Annotated in this window: 17 protein-coding genes and 1 pseudogene; 7 read left to right on the forward strand and 11 right to left on the reverse strand. The window is 68.1% G+C overall.

The window, feature by feature from the left end:
* The first annotated feature begins 9 nt into the window (after window positions 1–9).
* Window positions 10–591: a TetR/AcrR family transcriptional regulator gene (locus tag A5744_RS16830; RefSeq protein WP_076062895.1), complete on the forward strand. Its 582-nt coding sequence runs from the start codon at window positions 10–12 to the stop codon at window positions 589–591.
* Between the two features lie 66 nt (window positions 592–657).
* Here A5744_RS16830 and A5744_RS16835 read toward each other — a convergent pair whose 3' ends face one another.
* From A5744_RS16835 to trxA, 4 genes and pseudogenes are all read right to left on the reverse strand, one after another.
* Window positions 658–849, reverse strand: coding sequence for a helix-turn-helix domain-containing protein (locus A5744_RS16835; protein WP_076062898.1), 192 nt, complete (start codon window positions 847–849; stop codon window positions 658–660).
* A 104-nt stretch (window positions 850–953) separates the two neighbouring features.
* Window positions 954–2582 (reverse strand): ABC-F family ATP-binding cassette domain-containing protein, encoded by a 1629-nt coding sequence (locus tag A5744_RS16840; RefSeq protein WP_076062900.1) that lies wholly within the window; start codon window positions 2580–2582, stop codon window positions 954–956.
* Between the two features lie 23 nt (window positions 2583–2605).
* Window positions 2606–3427 (reverse strand): annotated as a pseudogene (locus tag A5744_RS16845) (enoyl-CoA hydratase); the annotation flags it as partial.
* A gap of 25 nt (window positions 3428–3452) precedes the next feature.
* Window positions 3453–3803 (reverse strand): thioredoxin, encoded by a 351-nt coding sequence (gene trxA, locus A5744_RS16850; RefSeq protein WP_076062904.1) that lies wholly within the window; start codon window positions 3801–3803, stop codon window positions 3453–3455.
* Between the two features lie 139 nt (window positions 3804–3942).
* Between trxA and A5744_RS16855 the strand changes: the two genes are divergently transcribed.
* The 3 genes from A5744_RS16855 to A5744_RS16870 all read left to right on the forward strand — a co-directional run bounded on the left by A5744_RS16855 (window position 3943) and on the right by A5744_RS16870 (window position 7459).
* Window positions 3943–5772, forward strand: coding sequence for an acyl-CoA dehydrogenase (locus tag A5744_RS16855; RefSeq protein ID WP_076062906.1), 1830 nt, complete (start codon window positions 3943–3945; stop codon window positions 5770–5772).
* A gap of 78 nt (window positions 5773–5850) precedes the next feature.
* Window positions 5851–6615: a DUF5666 domain-containing protein gene (locus A5744_RS16865; RefSeq protein ID WP_240563072.1), complete on the forward strand. Its 765-nt coding sequence runs from the start codon at window positions 5851–5853 to the stop codon at window positions 6613–6615.
* Between the two features lie 91 nt (window positions 6616–6706).
* The gene (locus A5744_RS16870; protein WP_076062908.1) at window positions 6707–7459 is read left to right on the forward strand and encodes a DUF5666 domain-containing protein; all 753 of its coding nucleotides are present in this window, start codon (window positions 6707–6709) and stop codon (window positions 7457–7459) included.
* Between the two features lie 24 nt (window positions 7460–7483).
* Here A5744_RS16870 and A5744_RS16875 read toward each other — a convergent pair whose 3' ends face one another.
* Genes A5744_RS16875 through A5744_RS16905 form a run of 7 tightly spaced genes read right to left on the reverse strand, consistent with a single transcriptional unit; the run spans window position 7484 to window position 13799 of the window.
* The gene (locus A5744_RS16875) at window positions 7484–7831 is read right to left on the reverse strand and encodes a metal-sulfur cluster assembly factor (RefSeq protein WP_076062910.1); all 348 of its coding nucleotides are present in this window, start codon (window positions 7829–7831) and stop codon (window positions 7484–7486) included.
* Window positions 7806–8294 (reverse strand): Fe-S cluster assembly sulfur transfer protein SufU, encoded by a 489-nt coding sequence (gene sufU / locus A5744_RS16880; RefSeq protein ID WP_139329510.1) that lies wholly within the window; start codon window positions 8292–8294, stop codon window positions 7806–7808. The genes A5744_RS16875 and sufU overlap by 26 nt, the downstream gene beginning before the upstream one ends.
* On the reverse strand, window positions 8291–9544 hold the full coding sequence (locus A5744_RS16885) for a cysteine desulfurase (protein ID WP_076062913.1): 1254 nt from the start codon (window positions 9542–9544) through the stop codon (window positions 8291–8293). Before A5744_RS16885 ends, sufU begins: the two co-directional genes overlap by 4 nt.
* A gap of 13 nt (window positions 9545–9557) precedes the next feature.
* Window positions 9558–10340, reverse strand: coding sequence for a Fe-S cluster assembly ATPase SufC (gene sufC, locus A5744_RS16890; protein ID WP_076062915.1), 783 nt, complete (start codon window positions 10338–10340; stop codon window positions 9558–9560).
* Window positions 10337–11494 carry a Fe-S cluster assembly protein SufD gene (gene sufD / locus A5744_RS16895; RefSeq protein ID WP_076062917.1) on the reverse strand — a complete coding sequence of 386 codons (1158 nt, stop codon included), beginning with the start codon at window positions 11492–11494 and terminating at the stop codon, window positions 10337–10339. Before sufD ends, sufC begins: the two co-directional genes overlap by 4 nt.
* Entirely contained in the window at window positions 11491–12939 is a 1449-nt protein-coding gene (gene sufB, locus A5744_RS16900; protein WP_076062918.1) for a Fe-S cluster assembly protein SufB, read from the reverse strand. Before sufB ends, sufD begins: the two co-directional genes overlap by 4 nt.
* The gene (locus A5744_RS16905) at window positions 12936–13799 is read right to left on the reverse strand and encodes a metalloregulator ArsR/SmtB family transcription factor (RefSeq protein WP_170874514.1); all 864 of its coding nucleotides are present in this window, start codon (window positions 13797–13799) and stop codon (window positions 12936–12938) included. The genes sufB and A5744_RS16905 overlap by 4 nt, the downstream gene beginning before the upstream one ends.
* Between A5744_RS16905 and mptB the strand changes: the two genes are divergently transcribed.
* Genes mptB through A5744_RS16920 form a run of 3 tightly spaced genes read left to right on the forward strand, consistent with a single transcriptional unit; the run spans window position 13793 to window position 17213 of the window.
* Window positions 13793–15505, forward strand: coding sequence for a polyprenol phosphomannose-dependent alpha 1,6 mannosyltransferase MptB (gene mptB, locus A5744_RS16910; RefSeq protein ID WP_076062923.1), 1713 nt, complete (start codon window positions 13793–13795; stop codon window positions 15503–15505). The genes A5744_RS16905 and mptB overlap by 7 nt on opposite strands.
* The gene (locus A5744_RS16915) at window positions 15502–16437 is read left to right on the forward strand and encodes an ABC transporter ATP-binding protein (protein WP_076062925.1); all 936 of its coding nucleotides are present in this window, start codon (window positions 15502–15504) and stop codon (window positions 16435–16437) included. Before mptB ends, A5744_RS16915 begins: the two co-directional genes overlap by 4 nt.
* On the forward strand, window positions 16434–17213 hold the full coding sequence (locus A5744_RS16920; protein WP_076062926.1) for an ABC transporter permease: 780 nt from the start codon (window positions 16434–16436) through the stop codon (window positions 17211–17213). Before A5744_RS16915 ends, A5744_RS16920 begins: the two co-directional genes overlap by 4 nt.
* Window positions 17214–17265: the final 52 nt, after the last annotated feature.

Genomic DNA, 17265 nt, shown 5'->3' on the forward strand with positions numbered 1-17265 from the left:
GACCGGCCCGTGCCAAAAGTCAGCGAGGACCATCTGGCGGCTCGCCGCCGTCAGATCCTCGACGGCGCTCGCCGTTGCTTTGCCGAACACGGCTACGACCGCGCCACCGTGCGGCGGCTGGAACAGGCGATCGGGATGTCGCGCGGCGCGATCTTCCACCACTTCCGGGACAAGGACGCCCTGTTTTTCGCGCTGGCGCACGAGGACGCCGAGCGGATGGCCGACGTCGCTTCCCGCGAGGGTCTGATCCAGGTGATGCGCGACATGCTTGCCGCGCCCGACCAGTACGACTGGCTGGCCACCCGGCTGGAGATCGCGCGCAAGCTGCGCAACGACCCGGCGTTCAGCCGCGGCTGGGCGGAGCGCTCCGCGGAACTGGCGGCGGCGACGACCGATCGGCTGCGCCGGCAGAAGGAAGCGCACCGGGTGCGCGACGACGTGCCCTGCGACGTGTTGCAGTGCTACCTGGAACTGGTTCTCGACGGACTGGTCGCGCGGTTGGCGTCCGGGGAGGATCCCCGGCGGCTGGCCGCGGTCCTCGACCTGGTCGAGAATTCGGTGCGCCGCAACGATTCTGGGCCGCGAGCGTAACGGCACTGCGACTGAGGGGAGGAAATATCGCAGTGACGTTACGTCGCTTCGCCCCGCTCAGCGGGTCTATCGGGAACGCGAGGTGTGGTTGGGCCCGCCCCGGCTGCGCATCGTGGTGCCCGACTCCAGCAGCATGCTGTGAATCGAGCCGTACGACCTGCCGGTAGTGGCAACCAGATTTCGGATACTCGCGCCGCCTTCATAGGCGTTGCGTAGCTCGTGCAGCATCTGGTCGCGCGTCTTTTTCGACTTTCTCACTTGGGGCCCCTCCAGGCTTGAAACACGATCCCAAGCACACAGGGTAAGAACCCACCGTCGGCCGCGTGGGCGGTTTCGCCGAATCCGCAGCGGCCACATCAAGATCAAGCCAGTTCGATCAGATCCCGATACTCGTCCGACCAGTAGTCCTCGGTGCCGTCGGGCAACAACACGACGCGTTGCGGATCGAGCGCCTCGGCCGCCCCGGGGTCGTGCGTCACCAGCACCACCGCGCCGCGATAGCTGCGCAGCGCGTCGAGCACCTGCTCGCGCGACGCGGGGTCGAGATTGTTGGTGGGCTCGTCGAGCAACAGCACGTTCGCCGTGGACGCCACCAGCCCGGCCAGCGCGAGGCGGGTCTTCTCCCCGCCGGACAGGGTGCCGGCGGCTTGCTCGAGCTGCGCACCGCTGAACATGAAAGCCCCCAGCAGGCCGCGCAGGTCCTGTTCACCGGAATCCGGTGCGGCATGCCGGATGTTCTCCCACACCGTCGCGTCGTCGTCGAGGGTGTCGTGCTCCTGCGCGAAATATCCGATCCGCAAACCGTGTCCCGGCTCGAGCCCGCCGGTGTCGGGATCCTCGACGCCTGCCAGCAACCGCAGCAGCGTGGTCTTGCCGGCGCCGTTGAGCCCCAGCACGACAACCCGCGAGCCGCGGTCGATCGCCAGATCGACACCGGTGAACACTTCCAGCGACCCGTAGGACTTGCCCAACCCGGTGGCCACCAGCGGCGTGCGGCCACAGGCGGCCGGGGTGGGAAATTTGATGCGGGCCACCTTCTCGGCGACCCGCTCCTCGTCGAGTGCGGCCATCATCCGGTCGGCGCGGCGCAACATGTTTTGCGCCGCAACGGCTTTGGTGGCCTTGGCGCCCAGTTTGGCGGCCTGCGTGCGCAGCGCGGCGGCCTTGCGTTCGGCGTTGGCGCGTTCGCGGCGGCGACGCTGTTCGTCGGTGGCGCGGGCGTCGAGGTATTTCTGCCAGCCCATGTTGTAGACGTCGACCTCGCCGCGCACGGCATCCAGAAACCACACCCGGTTGACGACGTCGGCGATCAATTCGACGTTGTGGCTGATGACCACCAGCCCGCCGGTGTGTGCGCGCAGGAAATCCCGCAGCCAGCCAAGCGAATCCGCGTCGAGGTGGTTGGTCGGCTCGTCCAGCAGCAGGGTAGTGGACGAGCCCGCGCCGCTGTCCGACGCGGCGAACAGGATGCGCGCCAGTTCGACGCGCCGGCGCTGCCCGCCGGACAGCGTGCGCAGTTGCTGCGTCAGCACCCGTTCCGGCAGGCCGAGACTCGCGCAGATGCGCCCGGCTTCGCTTTCGGCCCCGTAGCCGCCCAGCGCCACGAACCGCTCCTCGAGCTGACCGTAGCGGCGGATCGCACGGTCGCGCGCGTCGTCGTCGGCGACCTCGGCCATCAACGCTTGCTGCTTTTCCAGGTCGGTGAGCAATACGTCCAAACCGCGAGCCGACAGCACCCGGTCGCGGGCCAGCACGTCGAGATCGCCCTCTTTGGGATCCTGTGGCAGGTAACCGATTTCGCCGATCCGGCTGACCGATCCGGCGTACGGTTCGCTCTCGCCCGCCAGAATGCGCAGGGTGGTCGTCTTGCCCGCGCCGTTGCGTCCGACCAGCCCGATGCGGTCGCCGGGCTGCACCCGCAGGTCCGGGCCGTCGGGTGAGAGCAAGATGCGCGCGCCGGCGCGGACCTCGAGGTCCGTGGCCGTGATCACGATCGCTCTCCTGACATGAAAGATTATTTGTCGTCGGTGAAGACCGGCGGGCGGCGTTCGGCGCGTGCGGCAACCGCTTCTTCGAAGTTGGCGGTGAGCAGACGGACGAAAAGCTGTCCCAAGCCCTCGGCTTGCATGTGCCCTTCCAGGCTACCGGCGTCCAGTCCACTCCAGAGTGTGCGCTTGGTCAACTCGGTTCCGGGCCGCGAGAACGCCGCGATCCGGGCCGCGATCGCATAGCAGGTGTCCAGCAGCTGGTCTTCCGGCACCTGGCACGACACCAGCCCGATGCGCTCGGCTTCCTCGGCCGAGACGTCGCGGCCGGTCAGCATGATCTCGAACGCGCGCGACGATCCGATCGCCCTGGGCAAGAGGTAGCTCAGCCCGAGTTCGCTGGCGGTCAGCCCGTTGTTGATGCCGGCGGCGCGGAAGTAGGCGTTGGTCGACGCCACCCGGATGTCGGCGGCCAGCGCCAGGCACAGGCCACCGCCGATCGCCGGCCCGTTGACCGCCGCGATCACGGGTTGGTGTAACCGCCGCAGCGACAGAATGACGTCGTCGAGCACTTCCATGGAGCGCAGCGCGTAGGTCGGGCGGGTCAAGCCGTCGACGTTCGGCACGGTGCCGGCGGATTTGTGATCGGCGCCCGAGGAAAACCCACGGCCCGCCCCGGTCAGCACGACCACGCGCACGGAATTGTCGTAGGTGACCTTGTCCAGGGCCTCTTTGAGCGGCACCATGACGTCGAAGGCCATGGAATTCATGCGCTCGGGGCGGTTGAGGGTGATCAAGGCCACGCCGGGGCGCGGCTGTTCAACGAGTACCAAACTCACCCGTGAACGGTAGCGCGCACCCGGAAAAACCGGGGTATCAGCCTTGCTCGGCTTCGGCCGCGTCGACGTCGAAGGCCTTGATCTGCTGCACCAGGTCCTCCAGGGCCGCGGGCGGCAGGGCCCCCGCCTGGTTGAAGAGCAGCTTGCCCTTCTTAAACGCCATCAGCGTCGGGATGGAGCGGATCTGGGCGGCCGCGGCCAGCTGCTGCTCGGCTTCGGTGTCCACCTTGGCGTGCACGATGTCGGGGTGTTTCTCCGACGATGCCTGGAACGTCGGCCCGAACTGGCGACATGGTCCGCACCACGAAGCCCAGAAGTCGACGAGGACGATGTCGTTGCCCTCGATGGTCTCGTTGAACACCTCGGCGGTGAGATCGCGTGTTGTCACAAACCGCCTAACGCCCGGAGCGGCCCCTATGTTCCCGCACCGTTCCCGCGCCGCAAGGTTACGGTTGCGTACGTTTTCCCACGTCGGACACACTTACGGCGGACCATCCGCCTGCTATCCGACCAGCGAGGGAATTGCCTTGGGCCACTACATCGCTAACGTGCGCGACCTGGAGTTCAACCTGTTCGAGGTCCTTGACGTCGGCGCCGTACTCGGCACCGGCAGCTATGCCGACCTCGACGCCGACACGGTCCGCACGATATTGGCCGAGGCGGCTCGCCTCGCCGAGGGCCCGGTCGCCGAATCCTTCGCCTTTGCCGACCGCAACCCGCCGGAATTCGATCCCAAGGGCCACACCATCAGCGTGGCGCCCGAGTTAGCCAAGACGGTGCAAGCCATCAAGGAGGCGGGCTGGTGGCGCCTGGGTCTGGCCGAGGAGATCGGTGGCATGCCCGCGCCCGCGCCCCTGGCGTGGGCCGTCAACGAGATGATCATCTGCGCCAATCCCTCCGCGAACTTCTACAACCTGGGTCCCGTGCTGGCTCAGGCGCTCTACATCGAGGGCGACGAGCAGCAGCGGCGCTGGGCGGCGGCCGGCGTCGAGCGCGGCTGGCAATCCACCATGGTGCTCACCGAACCCGACGCGGGCTCCGATGTCGGGGCCGGCCGCACCAAGGCCGTCGAACAACCGGACGGCACCTGGCACATCGAGGGCGTCAAACGGTTCATCTCGGGCGGCGACGTCGGTAACACCGCCGAGAACATCTTCCACCTCGTGCTGGCCCGGCCCGAGGGTGCCGGCCCGGGCACCAAGGGGTTGAGCCTGTTCTACGTGCCCAACTACCTTTTCGATCCCGACACGTTCGAACTCGGTCCCCGCAACGGCGTTTTCGCCACCGGGCTGGAGCACAAGATGGGCATCAAGTCCTCTCCGACGTGCGAAATGACTTTCGGCGCAACCGATGTCCCCGCCGTCGGCTATCTGGTGGGCGGCGTGCACAACGGGATCGCGCAGATGTTCACCGTCATCGAGCACGCCCGCATGACGATCGGCGTCAAGGCCGCCGGCACCTTGTCGACGGGCTACCTCAACGCGCTGGCCTTCGCGAAGGAACGGGTGCAGGGCGCGGATCTCACCCAGATGGCCGACAAGACCGCGCCGCGGGTCACGATCATGCACCATCCCGATGTGCGCCGCAGCCTGATGACCCAGAAGGCGTACGCCGAGGGGCTGCGGGCGCTGTACCTGTACGCGGCCGCGCATCAGGATGATGCTGTCGCGCAACGGGTTTCGGGCGCGGATCACGACATGGCGCACCGCGTGGACGACCTGCTGCTGCCGATCGTCAAGGGGGTGAGCTCCGAACGGGCTTACGAGCTCCTGACGGAGTCGCTGCAAACGCTGGGCGGCTCGGGCTTCCTGGTCGACTATCCGCTGGAGCAATACATCCGCGATTCCAAAATCGATTCGCTCTACGAGGGCACCACCGCCATCCAGGCGCTGGATCTGTTCTTCCGCAAGATAGTCCGTGACCGCGGCGAGGCCCTGCAGTTCGTGACGGCTCAGATCAGCCGAACCATCGATACCTGCGACGAGGCGCTGAAACCACTGGCCGAGTTGCTCCAAACCGCGCTGGACGATGCCACGGCGATGACGGGGGCCCTCACCGGATATTTGATGTCCGCCGCGGAGAACCCCACCGACATCTACAAGGTCGGGCTGGGATCGGTGCGATACCTGCTCGCCATCGGCGACCTGCTCATCGGCTGGCGCCTGCTGGCTCAGGCCGGTATCGCCCACACCGCGCTGGCCAACGGGCCGGCGAAGGAGGACGAGGCGTTCTATCAGGGCAAGGTCGCGACCGCGGCGTTCTTCGCCAGGAACATGCTTCCGCGGCTGACGTCGCTGCGCCACGTCATCGAGACGATCGACGACGAGATCATGCGCCTGCCAGAGGACGCGTTCTAGCGGCGCAACACGCACGGGTCGGGCACAGCTTGAACGGGTACACCTTTTCGTGGTCCAACCACGAGGGGAGAAACCTTGATGCCTGTCCCGCTTACCCGGTTCGCCATCCTCGCCGCCACGGGCGCGGCCGCGCTGTCCGTCGCGGCGTGCGGCTCGTCGAACAACTCGACTCCGGCGTCGACGTCCACCTCGACGTCGACGGTGACGTCGACGAGCACCTCGCCGGCACCCGCCCAGGGCGAGGCCTCGGTCAACGGCCTGATCGCCTCGGTGGCCGGTAACTCGATCCAGGTCACCAGGGACGACAACACCAAGGCCGCCGTCAACTTCACCTCGACGACCAAGGTCACCGAGGTCGCCCCGGCCACACTGAGCGACGTCACCTCGGGCAGCTGCATCAGCGTGCGGCCCGCCCAGGAGATCCAGGGCAACCAGCCGGTGACCGCGGCGTCCGTCCGAGTGAGCCCGTCGGTCAACGGCACCTGCCCGCCCGGCAAGGAGTCGTCGCAGGGTTCCACCACCACCACGCCGCCGCCCGGTGCGCCGGCCCCCGCCAAGCCCAAGCCGCTGCGCGGCTCGGTCGCCTCGGTGACGGGTAACAGCATCACCGTTGCGGGCGCCGACGCCAGCGGGAACACCACCCAGACGACCGTCACCGTCGACGACAACACCAAATACTCCAAGCTGACCACCGCCACACCCGACGCGATTGCCCAGGGCAAATGCGTCAGCGCGCGCGGCACCCTGGACAGCGGCGGTACGCTGCAGGCGACCTCGATCAAGCTGCGAGGCGCCAACGACGGCAAATGCCCGAGCAAGGGCACACCCCCGCACGGCGGGTGATTGCCCTCACATCGGTCGCGGGCATAGCTGAAAGCGGGCTCCGGCGGGTATCCGAGTGCCCAGGCTAAACGGGCGATCGGAGAAAACGTCGATGCCTACCATCTCGAGCAAACGCCGGCTGGCGCAATTCGGAGTCGTCGCGGTCCTCGTCGCCATCGTGGTGGGCGTCGCCATGTGCGGCCCCTCGAACACGTCGAACACGAGCAGTCCCGGAAAGCCGACCGTCACCGCGCTCCCGCCGAGCTCGGCTCCGAGCGCCGCACCCGCCCCGGCACCGGCACCGGCACCGCCCCCGGCGGCCAAGGACTACGTCGAAGGCCTGGTCGAGTCGGTGTCGGGCGGCACGATCGGCCTGAGGACCCGCACCGGGTCGGCGACGGTGGACTTCACCCCGTCGACCCGGGTCGTCGACGTCACCCCGGCCAAGCTGACCGACGTGACCCCCGGTAGTTGTGTCAACGTGCGCGCCACCCCGCAAAGCGCGCCCGCGCCGGGCGCGATCACCGCGCAGTCGGTGATCATCACCGCCGCCGTCGACGGCAAGTGCCCACCGCCCGCGGGGTTCTACGGCACGGTCAGTTCGGTCTCGGGTAACACCATCGCCGTCAGCGGCTTGGGTCCCCAACCGACGCCCACCAATGTGACGGTGACCGACTCGACGTCATACAAGAGGCAGACGCCTTCCGACACCCAAGCGATAACGAACGGAAAGTGCTTGGGCGCGCAGGGAACCCAGGACGGCGGCGTGCTGCATGCCATCATGATCAGCCTCGAGGCCTGCCCGCCGATGGGGCGCCCGCACCATCACCTACCGCACCTACCGCATCTCCCCTTGCACTTCTAAAGGGATCTAAAGGGAGGAACGAACTCAGACGGTGAAGCCGAGAGCGCGCAGCTGTTCGCGGCCGTCGTCGGTGATCTTGTCCGGGCCCCACGGCGGGTTCCACACCCAGTTGATCCGCAGGTCGTCGACCAGGCCGGCGCCGACCAGCGCGCTGCGTGACTGATCCTCGATGACGTCGGTCAGCGGACAGGCCGCCGACGTCAACGTCATGTCGATCAGCGCGACGGTTCCTTGGTCGCCCTCCTCGACGTTCAGGCCGTACACCAGCCCCAGATCGACGACGTTGATCCCCAGTTCGGGATCGACGACATCGCGCATCGCCTCCTCGACGTCGGCGAGCAGTTCGTCATCCTGCGCGGTGGTTTCGCTCATCCCTACCCTCCTTGGGGTCTGTAACAGCTTGCGCCAGTGCGTCTTTGAAAGCCATCCAGCCCAACAGCGCGCATTTCACCCGCGCCGGGTATTTGGCCACTCCGGCGAACGCGACGCCGTCACCCAGGACGTCCTCGTCACCCTCGACGGTTCCCCGCGAGGAGACCATTTCGGTGAACGCGGTGACGGTCTTGAGTGCCTCGCCGACGCTCTGGCCGATCACCTGCTGGGTGAGCACCGAGGTGGCCGCCTGGCTGATCGAACAACCCTGCCCGTCGTAGGAGACGTCCGCGACGGTCTCACCGTCGTCGGACAGCGTCACCCGCAGGGTGACCTCGTCGCCGCAGACCGGGTTGACGTGAAAGACCTGCGCGCCGAACGGCTCCCGCAGTCCGCGGTGTTGCGGGTGCTTGTAGTGATCGAGGATCACGTCCTGATAGATCTGCTCGAGACGCACGGTCAGTCTCTCCCGAAGAAGTCCACGGCCCGGCGCACCCCGGCCACCAATCGGTCGACCTCGTCGGCGGTGTTGTACAGCGCGAACGACGCCCGCGCGGTGGCGGCCAGGCCGAACCTGCGGTGCAGCGGCAACGCGCAGTGATGTCCGACCCGCACCGCGACGCCCGCGTCGTCGAGCACCTGGCCGACGTCGTGCGCGTGCACGCCGTCGACGACGAAAGACACCGGCGAGCCGCGGTTTTCCATCGACGCCGGTCCAAGGATGCGCACGGCGCCGATCCCCGAGAGACCGTCGATGGTCGCGGCGACCAGCTCGCGCTCGTGGGCTTCGACGGCCGCCATGCCGACGTCGCCGAGATAGCGGGCGGCAGCAGCCAGCCCGACCACCTGGGACGTCATCGGGGTGCCGGCCTCGAAGCGCTGCGGCGGCGCGTCGTAGGTGGAGGCTTCCATCGCCACCGTCTCGATCATCGAACCGCCGGTGAGGAATGGCGGCATCGCCTCCAGCAACTCGCGGCGAGCGTACAGCACGCCGATCCCGTTGGGGCCCAGCATTTTATGCCCCGAGAACGCGCCGAAGTCGACGCCGAGCGCGTGGAAGTCGACCGGCTCGTGCGGCACCGACTGGCACGCGTCCAGCACGGTGAGCGCGCCCACTTTCTTGGCGCGGGCGACCAGCTCGGCCACCGGGCCCAATGCGCCGGTGACGTTGGAATGGTGGCTGAACGCAACGACTTTGACCCGCTCGTCGAGGTGCAGCGAGTCCAGGTCGATGCGCCCGTCGTCCGTCACGCCGTACCAGCGCAACGTGGCCCCGGTGCGCCGTGCCAGCTCCTGCCACGGGACCAGGTTGGCGTGGTGCTCGAGCTCGGTGGTGACGATGACGTCGCCCTCGGCCACCGCGTGCTCGAACCGATTGTCGCCCAGCACATAGGACACCAGGTTGAGCGCCTCGGTGGCGTTCTTGGTGAAGACCAGCTCGTCGGTGTCGGCGCCGACGAACGCCGCGATGTCGGCACGCCCCTGTTCGTAGGCGTCGGTGGCCTCTTCCATCAGCTGGTGCGCACCGCGATGCACGGCGCCGTTGGAGGTGACCAGAAATTCGCGCTCGGCGTCGAGCACCTGCAGCGGGCGTTGCGACGTGGCGCCGGAATCCAGGTACGCCAACTGATTTCCGCCGCGCATGATGCGCTTGAGGATCGGAAAGTCCGCACGGATCGCCGCGACGTCCAGCGGGGTCACCGATGCCGACATGGTTACGCTCCCCCTAGACCTTCTCAGCCGCCGCTTGTTGGAAGCGCACGTAGCCGTTTTGCTCGAGTTCGTCCGCCAGCTCCGAGCCGCCGGATTCGGCGATGCGCCCGCCGACGAAGACGTGCACGTACTCCGGATGGATGTAGCGCAAGATGCGGGTGTAGTGCGTGATCAACAGGATGCCGCCGTGCTCGGTCTCGGCGTAGCGGTTCACGCCGTCGCTGACCACCCGCAGCGCGTCGACGTCCAGCCCCGAGTCGGTCTCGTCCAGGATGGCGATCTTCGGCTTCAGCAACTCGAGCTGCAGGATTTCGTGCCGCTTCTTCTCGCCACCGGAGAAGCCCTCGTTGACGCTGCGCTCGGCGAAGGCGGGGTCGATTTCCAGTGACGTCATCGCCCCCTTGACCTCCTTGACCCAGTGCCGCAGCTTGGGGGCCTCGCCGCGCACGGCGGTGGCCGCCGAGCGCAGGAAGTTCGACACCGAGACGCCGGGCACCTCGACCGGATATTGCATGGCCAGAAATATCCCGGCCCGCGCCCGCTCGTCGACGCTCATCGCCAGCACGTCCGCGCCGTCGAGCGTGATCGATCCGGAGGTGACCCGGTACTTCGGGTGACCGGCGATGGCATAGGACAGCGTCGACTTGCCGGAGCCGTTCGGGCCCATCAATGCGTGCGTCTCACCGGATTTCACGGTCAGGTTGACGCCGTTGAGGATTCCGATCTCCCGTTCGCCGTCGGCGGCGTTCGGGTTCTCGACGCTGACGTGCAGGTCTTTGATTTCCAGGGTCGTCATGAAGCTGTTGCCTTCGATTCGGTAAGGGCCAGTTCGTGTTCGATGGCCGCGGTCAGGCGTTCCCGTACGTCGGGAACGGCGATCTTGGAGATGATCTCGGCGAAGAAGCCGCGGATCACCAGCCGGCGGGCTTGGTCCTCCGGGATGCCCCGGGAGCGTAGGTAGAAGAGCTGCTCGTCGTCGAAACGCCCCGTGGCGCTGGCGTGTCCGGCGCCGACGATCTCCCCGGTCTCGATCTCCAGGTTGGGCACCGAGTCCGCGCGCGCCGCGTCGGTGAGCACCAGATTGCGGTTGACTTCGAAGGTGTCGGTGCCGGTGGCTTCGGCGCGGATCAACACGTCGCCCACCCAGACGGTGTGGGCGTCGGGCAGCGCCGAGTCCGGATCCCCTTGCAGCGCACCCTTGTACAGCACATTCGACTTGCAGTCGGGATAGGCGTGGTCGACCAGCAGCCGCGACTCGAGGTGCTGACCGTCGTCGGCGAAGTACAACCCGAGCAGCTCCGCGTCCCCGCCGGGCCCCGTGTAGCGCACGTTGGCCGACATCCGCACCACCTCGCCGCCCAGCGTGACGGTGACGTGGCGCAGTACCGCGTCCTTGCCCAGCCGCGCGTGGTGCGCGCTCACGTGCACCATGTCGTCGGCCCAGTCGGCGATCCACACGACCGTGAGCCGAGCGGCGTCGTCGACGACGAACTCGACGTTGTCGGCATAGGTCCCAGCGCCGCGGTGGTCGATCACCACGACCGCCTCGCCGAGCTCCTCGACCCTGATCTGCAGATGCCCGTAGGCCACGGCACCTTCGCCGGGGCCGGTGACGGTGATGTTCACCGGGTCGGCGATCTGCGTGTCCCGCCCGACGGTGACCAGCGTCGCCGAGTTGAACGACGAAAAAGCCTGGGCCGCAACGCGGTCGGCGGGAACGCCGCCCTGGCCGAGTCGCTCGTCGCCCCGGCGCACCGTCTCGACGTGCACGCCCGGGTGTTCGCCGATACTGATCTGCGCCTTGCCGGAGGCGCGCGCCGAGCCGTCGTGCAGGCCGCGCAGGCGTCGCAGCGGGGTGAACCGCCAGAGTTCGTCGCGGCCGTGCGGAACCTCGAACGCGTCAACGTCAAAGGAGGCGAACAGCTCTCCTTTATTCAGAGCGGCGGTCATCCGACCGCGCCCTCCATCTGCAGCTCGATCAGCCGGTTGAGCTCCAGCGCGTACTCCATCGGAAGCTCCTTGGCGATCGGCTCCACGAAGCCGCGCACCACCATGGCCATCGCCTCGTCCTCGGTCAGCCCGCGGCTCATCAGGTAGAACAGCTGGTTCTCGCTGACCTTCGACACGGTGGCCTCGTGACCCATCGTGACGTCGTCCTCGCGGATGTCGACGTACGGGTAGGTGTCGCTGCGGCTGATCGTATCGACCAGCAGCGCATCACATTTCACGCTCGAGCGTGATCCGTGCGCACCCTTGTTCACCTGCACCAGGCCGCGGTACGAGGTGCGGCCCCCGCCGCGCGCCACCGACTTGGACACGATGTTGCTCGACGTGTTCGGCGCCAGGTGCAGCATCTTGGCGCCGGTGTCCTGGTGCTGGTCCTCGCCGGCGAACGCCACCGACAGCACCTCGCCCTTCGCGTGCTCGCCGGTCATCCAGACCGCCGGGTACTTCATGGTCACCTTCGAGCCGATGTTGCCGTCGATCCACTCCATGGTGGCGCCGGCCTCGGCGCGGGCCCGCTTGGTGACCAGGTTGTAGACGTTGCCGGACCAGTTCTGGATCGTCGTGTAGCGAACGCGCGCATGCGGTTTCACGACGATCTCGACCACGGCCGAGTGCAGCGAATCCGACTTGTAGATCGGCGCGGTGCAGCCCTCGACGTAGTGCACGTACGAACCCTCGTCGGCGATGATCAGCGTCCGCTCGAACTGGCCCATGTTCTCGGTGTTGATCCGGAAGTAGGCCTGCAGCGGGATGTCGACGTGCACGCCCGGCGGCACGTAGATGAACGATCCACCGCTCCACACCGCGGTGTTCAGCGCGGAGAACTTGTTGTCCCCCGCCGGGATCACGGTGCCGAAGTACTCCTGGAAGATCTCGGGGTGTTCCCGCAGACCTGTGTCGGTGTCGAGGAAGATAACGCCTTGAGTCTCAAGGTCTTCCCGGATCTGGTGGTAGACCACCTCGGACTCGTACTGGGCCGCGACGCCGGCGACCAGGCGCTGCTTCTCGGCCTCGGGGATGCCCAGCCGGTCGTAGGTGTTGCGGATGTCCTCGGGCAGGTCGTCCCACGTGGCGGCCTGCTTCTCGGTGGAGCGCACGAAGTACTTGATGTTGTCGAAGTCGATGCCGCCCAGGTTCGAACCCCAGTTCGGCATCGGCTTGCGCTCGAAGATGCGCAGCGCCTTCAGCCGCGATTGCAGCATCCACTCCGGCTCGTTCTTCTTCGCCGAGATGTCGCGAACGACCGCCTCGGAGAGCCCGCGCTGGGCGCTGGCACCCGCGGTGTCGGAGTCCACCCACCCGTAGCCGTACCGGCTCAGCGACGCGATGGCCTCCGCCTGGGTCAGCGGCTGGGTGGGGGCCTTGCTGGCCTCCGGGGTGAGTGTCATGCGGACGCTCCTTTGATGCTCGTGGTGTCGCGGCGCGGGCTGGGCGCCTTAGAGAGAGGAACAGTAAGAGGTACGTGCGTGGTGCAGGCGCAGTCGCCGTTGACGATGGTCGCCAACCGCTGCACGTGGGTTCCCAGCACCTCGGCCATCGCCTGCTGCTCGGCCTCGCACAGCTCCGGGAATTCCTCGGCGACGTGCGATACCGGGCAGTGATGCTGGCAGATCTGCACGCCGTGGATCGGCCCACCGACCCGCGTCGTGGTGGCGACATAGCCGGCGTTGGTCAGCGCACCGGCGACTCGCTCGGCGGCCGCCTCGACGTCGTCGTCCGCGGCGCTCTCGGCGCCCGGCACGCCGGCCAGGATCGCGTCGATGCGCTGGCGGGCGAACGTCTGCACCGCGTCCTCCCCGCCGATCTCGCGTAGCTGCCGCATCGCCGCGGCCGCCAGGTCGTCGTAGGAGTGCTCGAGCTTGGCCCGGCCCGCGGCGGTCAGCCGAAACCGCTTCGCCGGCCTGCCACGCCCGGCCTGCTGCCACGGTGCGGCGGGCACGGACTCGGCATCGCCCGCGTCGATCAGCGCGTCGAGGTGACGCCGCACACCGGCGGCGGCCAGGCCCAGCCGGTCGCCGATCTCGCCGGCGGTGATCGATCCGGATTCCAGCAGTAAGCGCACGATGGCCCGGCGAGTCTGCGTCTGGCCATCCAACGCCGCCGCCCCCGCTGCGGGCACAGCGGCGTCCGGGTAGCTGGTGCGGATTTTCACAACACCAGTGTGACGCAATTCCGGAAATCGGTCCAGCAAGGGTGCCCTGCGTGGACGGTTGCGCTGGTCACACCGGCTACGCTGCTCTGATGGCAGCCCGCCACCACACGCTGAGCTCCTCGATCGCCAGTTTGCACGGCGATGAGCAGGCCGTGGGCACGCCGCTGAACGATACCGAGCTCACCGCTCTGCAGCGCACCCGCCTGTTCGGGGCCACCGGCACCGTCCTGATGGCGATCGGTGCATTAGGCGCCGGGGCCCGGCCCGTCGTCCAGGACCCCACGTTCGGGGTCCGGCTGCTCAACCTGCCGTCGCGGATCCAGACGGTGTCGCTGACGATGACGACGACCGGCGCGGTGATGATGGCCCTGGCCTGGCTGATGCTCGGCCGGTTCGCGCTGGGCAGCCGGCGGATGTCGCGGGGCGACCTGGACCGCACCCTGCTGCTGTGGACCCTGCCGCTGCTGATCGCGCCGCCGATGTACAGCAAGGACGTCTACTCCTACCTCGCCCAGAGCCAGATCTCGCTGGACGGACTCGATCCCTACCGGGTCGGCCCGGCGTCCGGCCTGGGCCTGTCCCACGTGTTCACCCTGTCCGTGCCCAGCCTGTGGCGCGAGACGCCGGCGCCCTACGGCCCGCTGTTCCTATGGATTGGGCGCGGAATCTCGGCTCTGACCGGCGAAAATATCGTCGCCGCGGTGCTCTGTCACCGGCTGGTGGTGCTGCTTGGGGTGGGCCTGATCGTATGGGCGACACCGCGGCTGGCGCGGCGTTGCGGCGTCGCCGAGGTCAGCGCGCTGTGGCTGGGTGCCGCGAATCCGCTGCTGATCATGCATCTGGTCGCCGGCATCCACAACGAGGCGCTGATGCTTGGCCTGATGCTGGCCGGCGCCGAATTCGCGCTGCGCGGTATCGACTCCCCGCGGCTACTGCCCCGCTCGTGGCGGTTCGGCCCGGACTGGGAACCGTTGGGCATGCTGCTGGCCGGCGCTGTCCTGATCACGCTGTCGTCGCAGGTGAAGCTGCCGTCGCTGCTGGCGCTCGGATTCGTGACGATGGCGTTGGCGTATCGCTGCGGGGGCAACCTGCGCGCGCTGCTGCTCACGGGCGGCGGAATGGCGGCGCTGTCGCTGTCGGTGATGGCGCTGGTCGGCTGGGCCAGCGGGCTCGGATTCGGCTGGATCTACACGCTGGGCACCGCCAACGTGGTGCGCAGCTGGATGTCGCCGCCGACGCTGCTGGCGCTCGGCACCGGGCAGGTGGGCATCCTGCTCGGCCTCGGCGATCACACCACCGCCGTGCTGGCGCTGACCCGTGGCATTGGTGTGCTGATCATCATGGTGATGGTGCTGTGGCTGTTGGTCGCCGTTTTCCGCGGACGACTGCACCCGATCGGCGGCCTGGGCGTCGCCCTGGGCATCACGGTGCTGCTCTTTCCCGTCGTGCAGCCCTGGTATCTGTTGTGGGCCATCATTCCGCTGGCCGCATGGGCCACCCGCACCGGCTTCCGGGTGGCCGTCATCGTCATCACCCTCGTCGTCGGCATCTTCGGGCCGACGGCCAACGGCGACCGATTCGCGCTATTTCAGATCGTGGACGCCACCGTGGCCAGCACCGTCATCGTGGCGATCCTCATCGCGCTGACGTACACCCGCTTGCCGTGGCGACCGCTGCAGCCGAAGAGCCCAGAAGCCAACGGCGAGAAGGCCATTGAGCTGTCCGCGCCCCCGACGTCGAACACCCCGAGCGCCTCCCCCAGCTCCAAGGCGGCGCCCGACGCCTACGCTGATTCCACGTGAGCTCGGCCCCACAAGCCCCCGTCGTCCGACTGCGCGGGGTATGCAAGCACTACGGCTCGACCAAGGCCGTGCGCGACCTCGATCTGGACGTGCACGCCGCGGAGGTGCTGGCGCTACTCGGGCCCAACGGCGCCGGCAAGACGACGACCGTGGAGATGTGCGAAGGCTTCGTGCGCCCGGACGCCGGCACCATCGAAGTGCTCGGGCTCGACCCGATCGCCGACAACGCCCGCCTGCGCGCCCGCATCGGGGTGATGCTGCAGGGCGGGGGTGGCTACCCCGCGGCGCGGGCCGGGGAAATGCTCAACCTGGTCGCCTCCTACGCCGCCGACCCGCTGGACCCGGCGTGGCTGCTGGACACCCTCGGGCTGACCGACGCGGCACGGACCACCTATCGACGGCTGTCCGGCGGGCAGCAGCAGCGGCTCGCGCTGGCCTGCGCGCTGGTCGGGCGTCCGGAACTGGTGTTCCTCGACGAACCCACCGCGGGCATGGACGCCCACGCCCGCCTGCTGGTCTGGGAACTCATCGACGCGCTGCGCCGCGACAGGGTGACGGTGCTGCTGACCACCCACCAGCTCAAGGAGGCCGAGGAGCTCGCCGATCGGCTGGTGATCATCGACCACGGCGTGACGGTGGCGTCGGGGACTCCGACCGAGCTGATGCGCGCCGGCGCCAAGGACCAGTTGCGTTTCACCGCGCCGCCGCGGCTGAATCTGTCCCTGCTGGCCGCGGCTCTGCCCGAGGACTACAAGGCCAGCGAGGTGACGCCGGGCGAGTACCTCGTCGAGGGGCCGGTCGACCCGCAGGTGCTGGCCACCGTCACGGCGTGGTGCGCGCAGATCGACGTGCTGGCCACCGACATGCGCGTCGAGCAGCGCAGCCTCGAGGACGTGTTCCTGGACCTCACCGGCAGAAAGCTACGGCAGTGACTCAATCGGACGTCTTCCCCGCGGGCACGTTTACCCCCGACCCCCGGCCCAACGCCGTGCCGCGGATGCTCGCCGCGCAGTTCGGCCTGGAGTTAAAGCTGTTGCTGCGCAACGGCGAACAGTTGCTGCTGACCATGTTCATCCCGATCACGCTGCTGGTCGGGCTCACGCTGCTGCCGCTCGGTTCGTTCGGCCACAACCGCGCCGCGACGTTCGTCCCGGTCATCATGGCCCTGGCGGTGATCTCGACCGCGTTCACCGGACAGGCGATCGCGGTCGCGTTCGACCGCCGCTACGGCGCGCTCAAACGGCTGGGTGCCACTCCGCTGCCGGTCTGGGGCATCATCGCCGGCAAGTCGCTGGCCGTGGTCACGGTGGTGTTCCTACAGGCAATCCTGTTGGGGGCCATCGGTTTTGGGCTCGGCTGGCGGCCGGCCCCGGCGGCGTTGCTGGTGGGTGCGGCGGTGATCGCGCTCGGCACCGCCTGTTTTGCGGCCCTGGGGCTGTTGCTGGGCGGGACGCTGCGCGCCGAGATCGTGCTGGCGGTGGCCAACCTGATGTGGTTCGTCTTCGCCGGCCTCGGCGCGCTGACCGTGGAGACCAACCTGATCCCGGCCGGGTTCAAGTGGGCCGCCCGGCTGACCCCGTCCGGCGCGCTCACCGAGGCGCTGTCACGGGCCATGATGTTGTCCGCGGACTGGTTCGGCGTCGTCGTCCTGGCGGTATGGGGCGCGGCGGCGGCGCTGGCCGCACTGCGCTGGTTCCGCTTCACCTGAGGCATTGGCGCGGGTGGCCCGTACTACAGGCCGTAGTTTTTGTTGCCTTACG

Source organism: Mycobacterium sp. IS-1264 (assembly GCF_001954195.1).
GTDB lineage: Bacteria > Actinomycetota > Actinomycetes > Mycobacteriales > Mycobacteriaceae > Mycobacterium.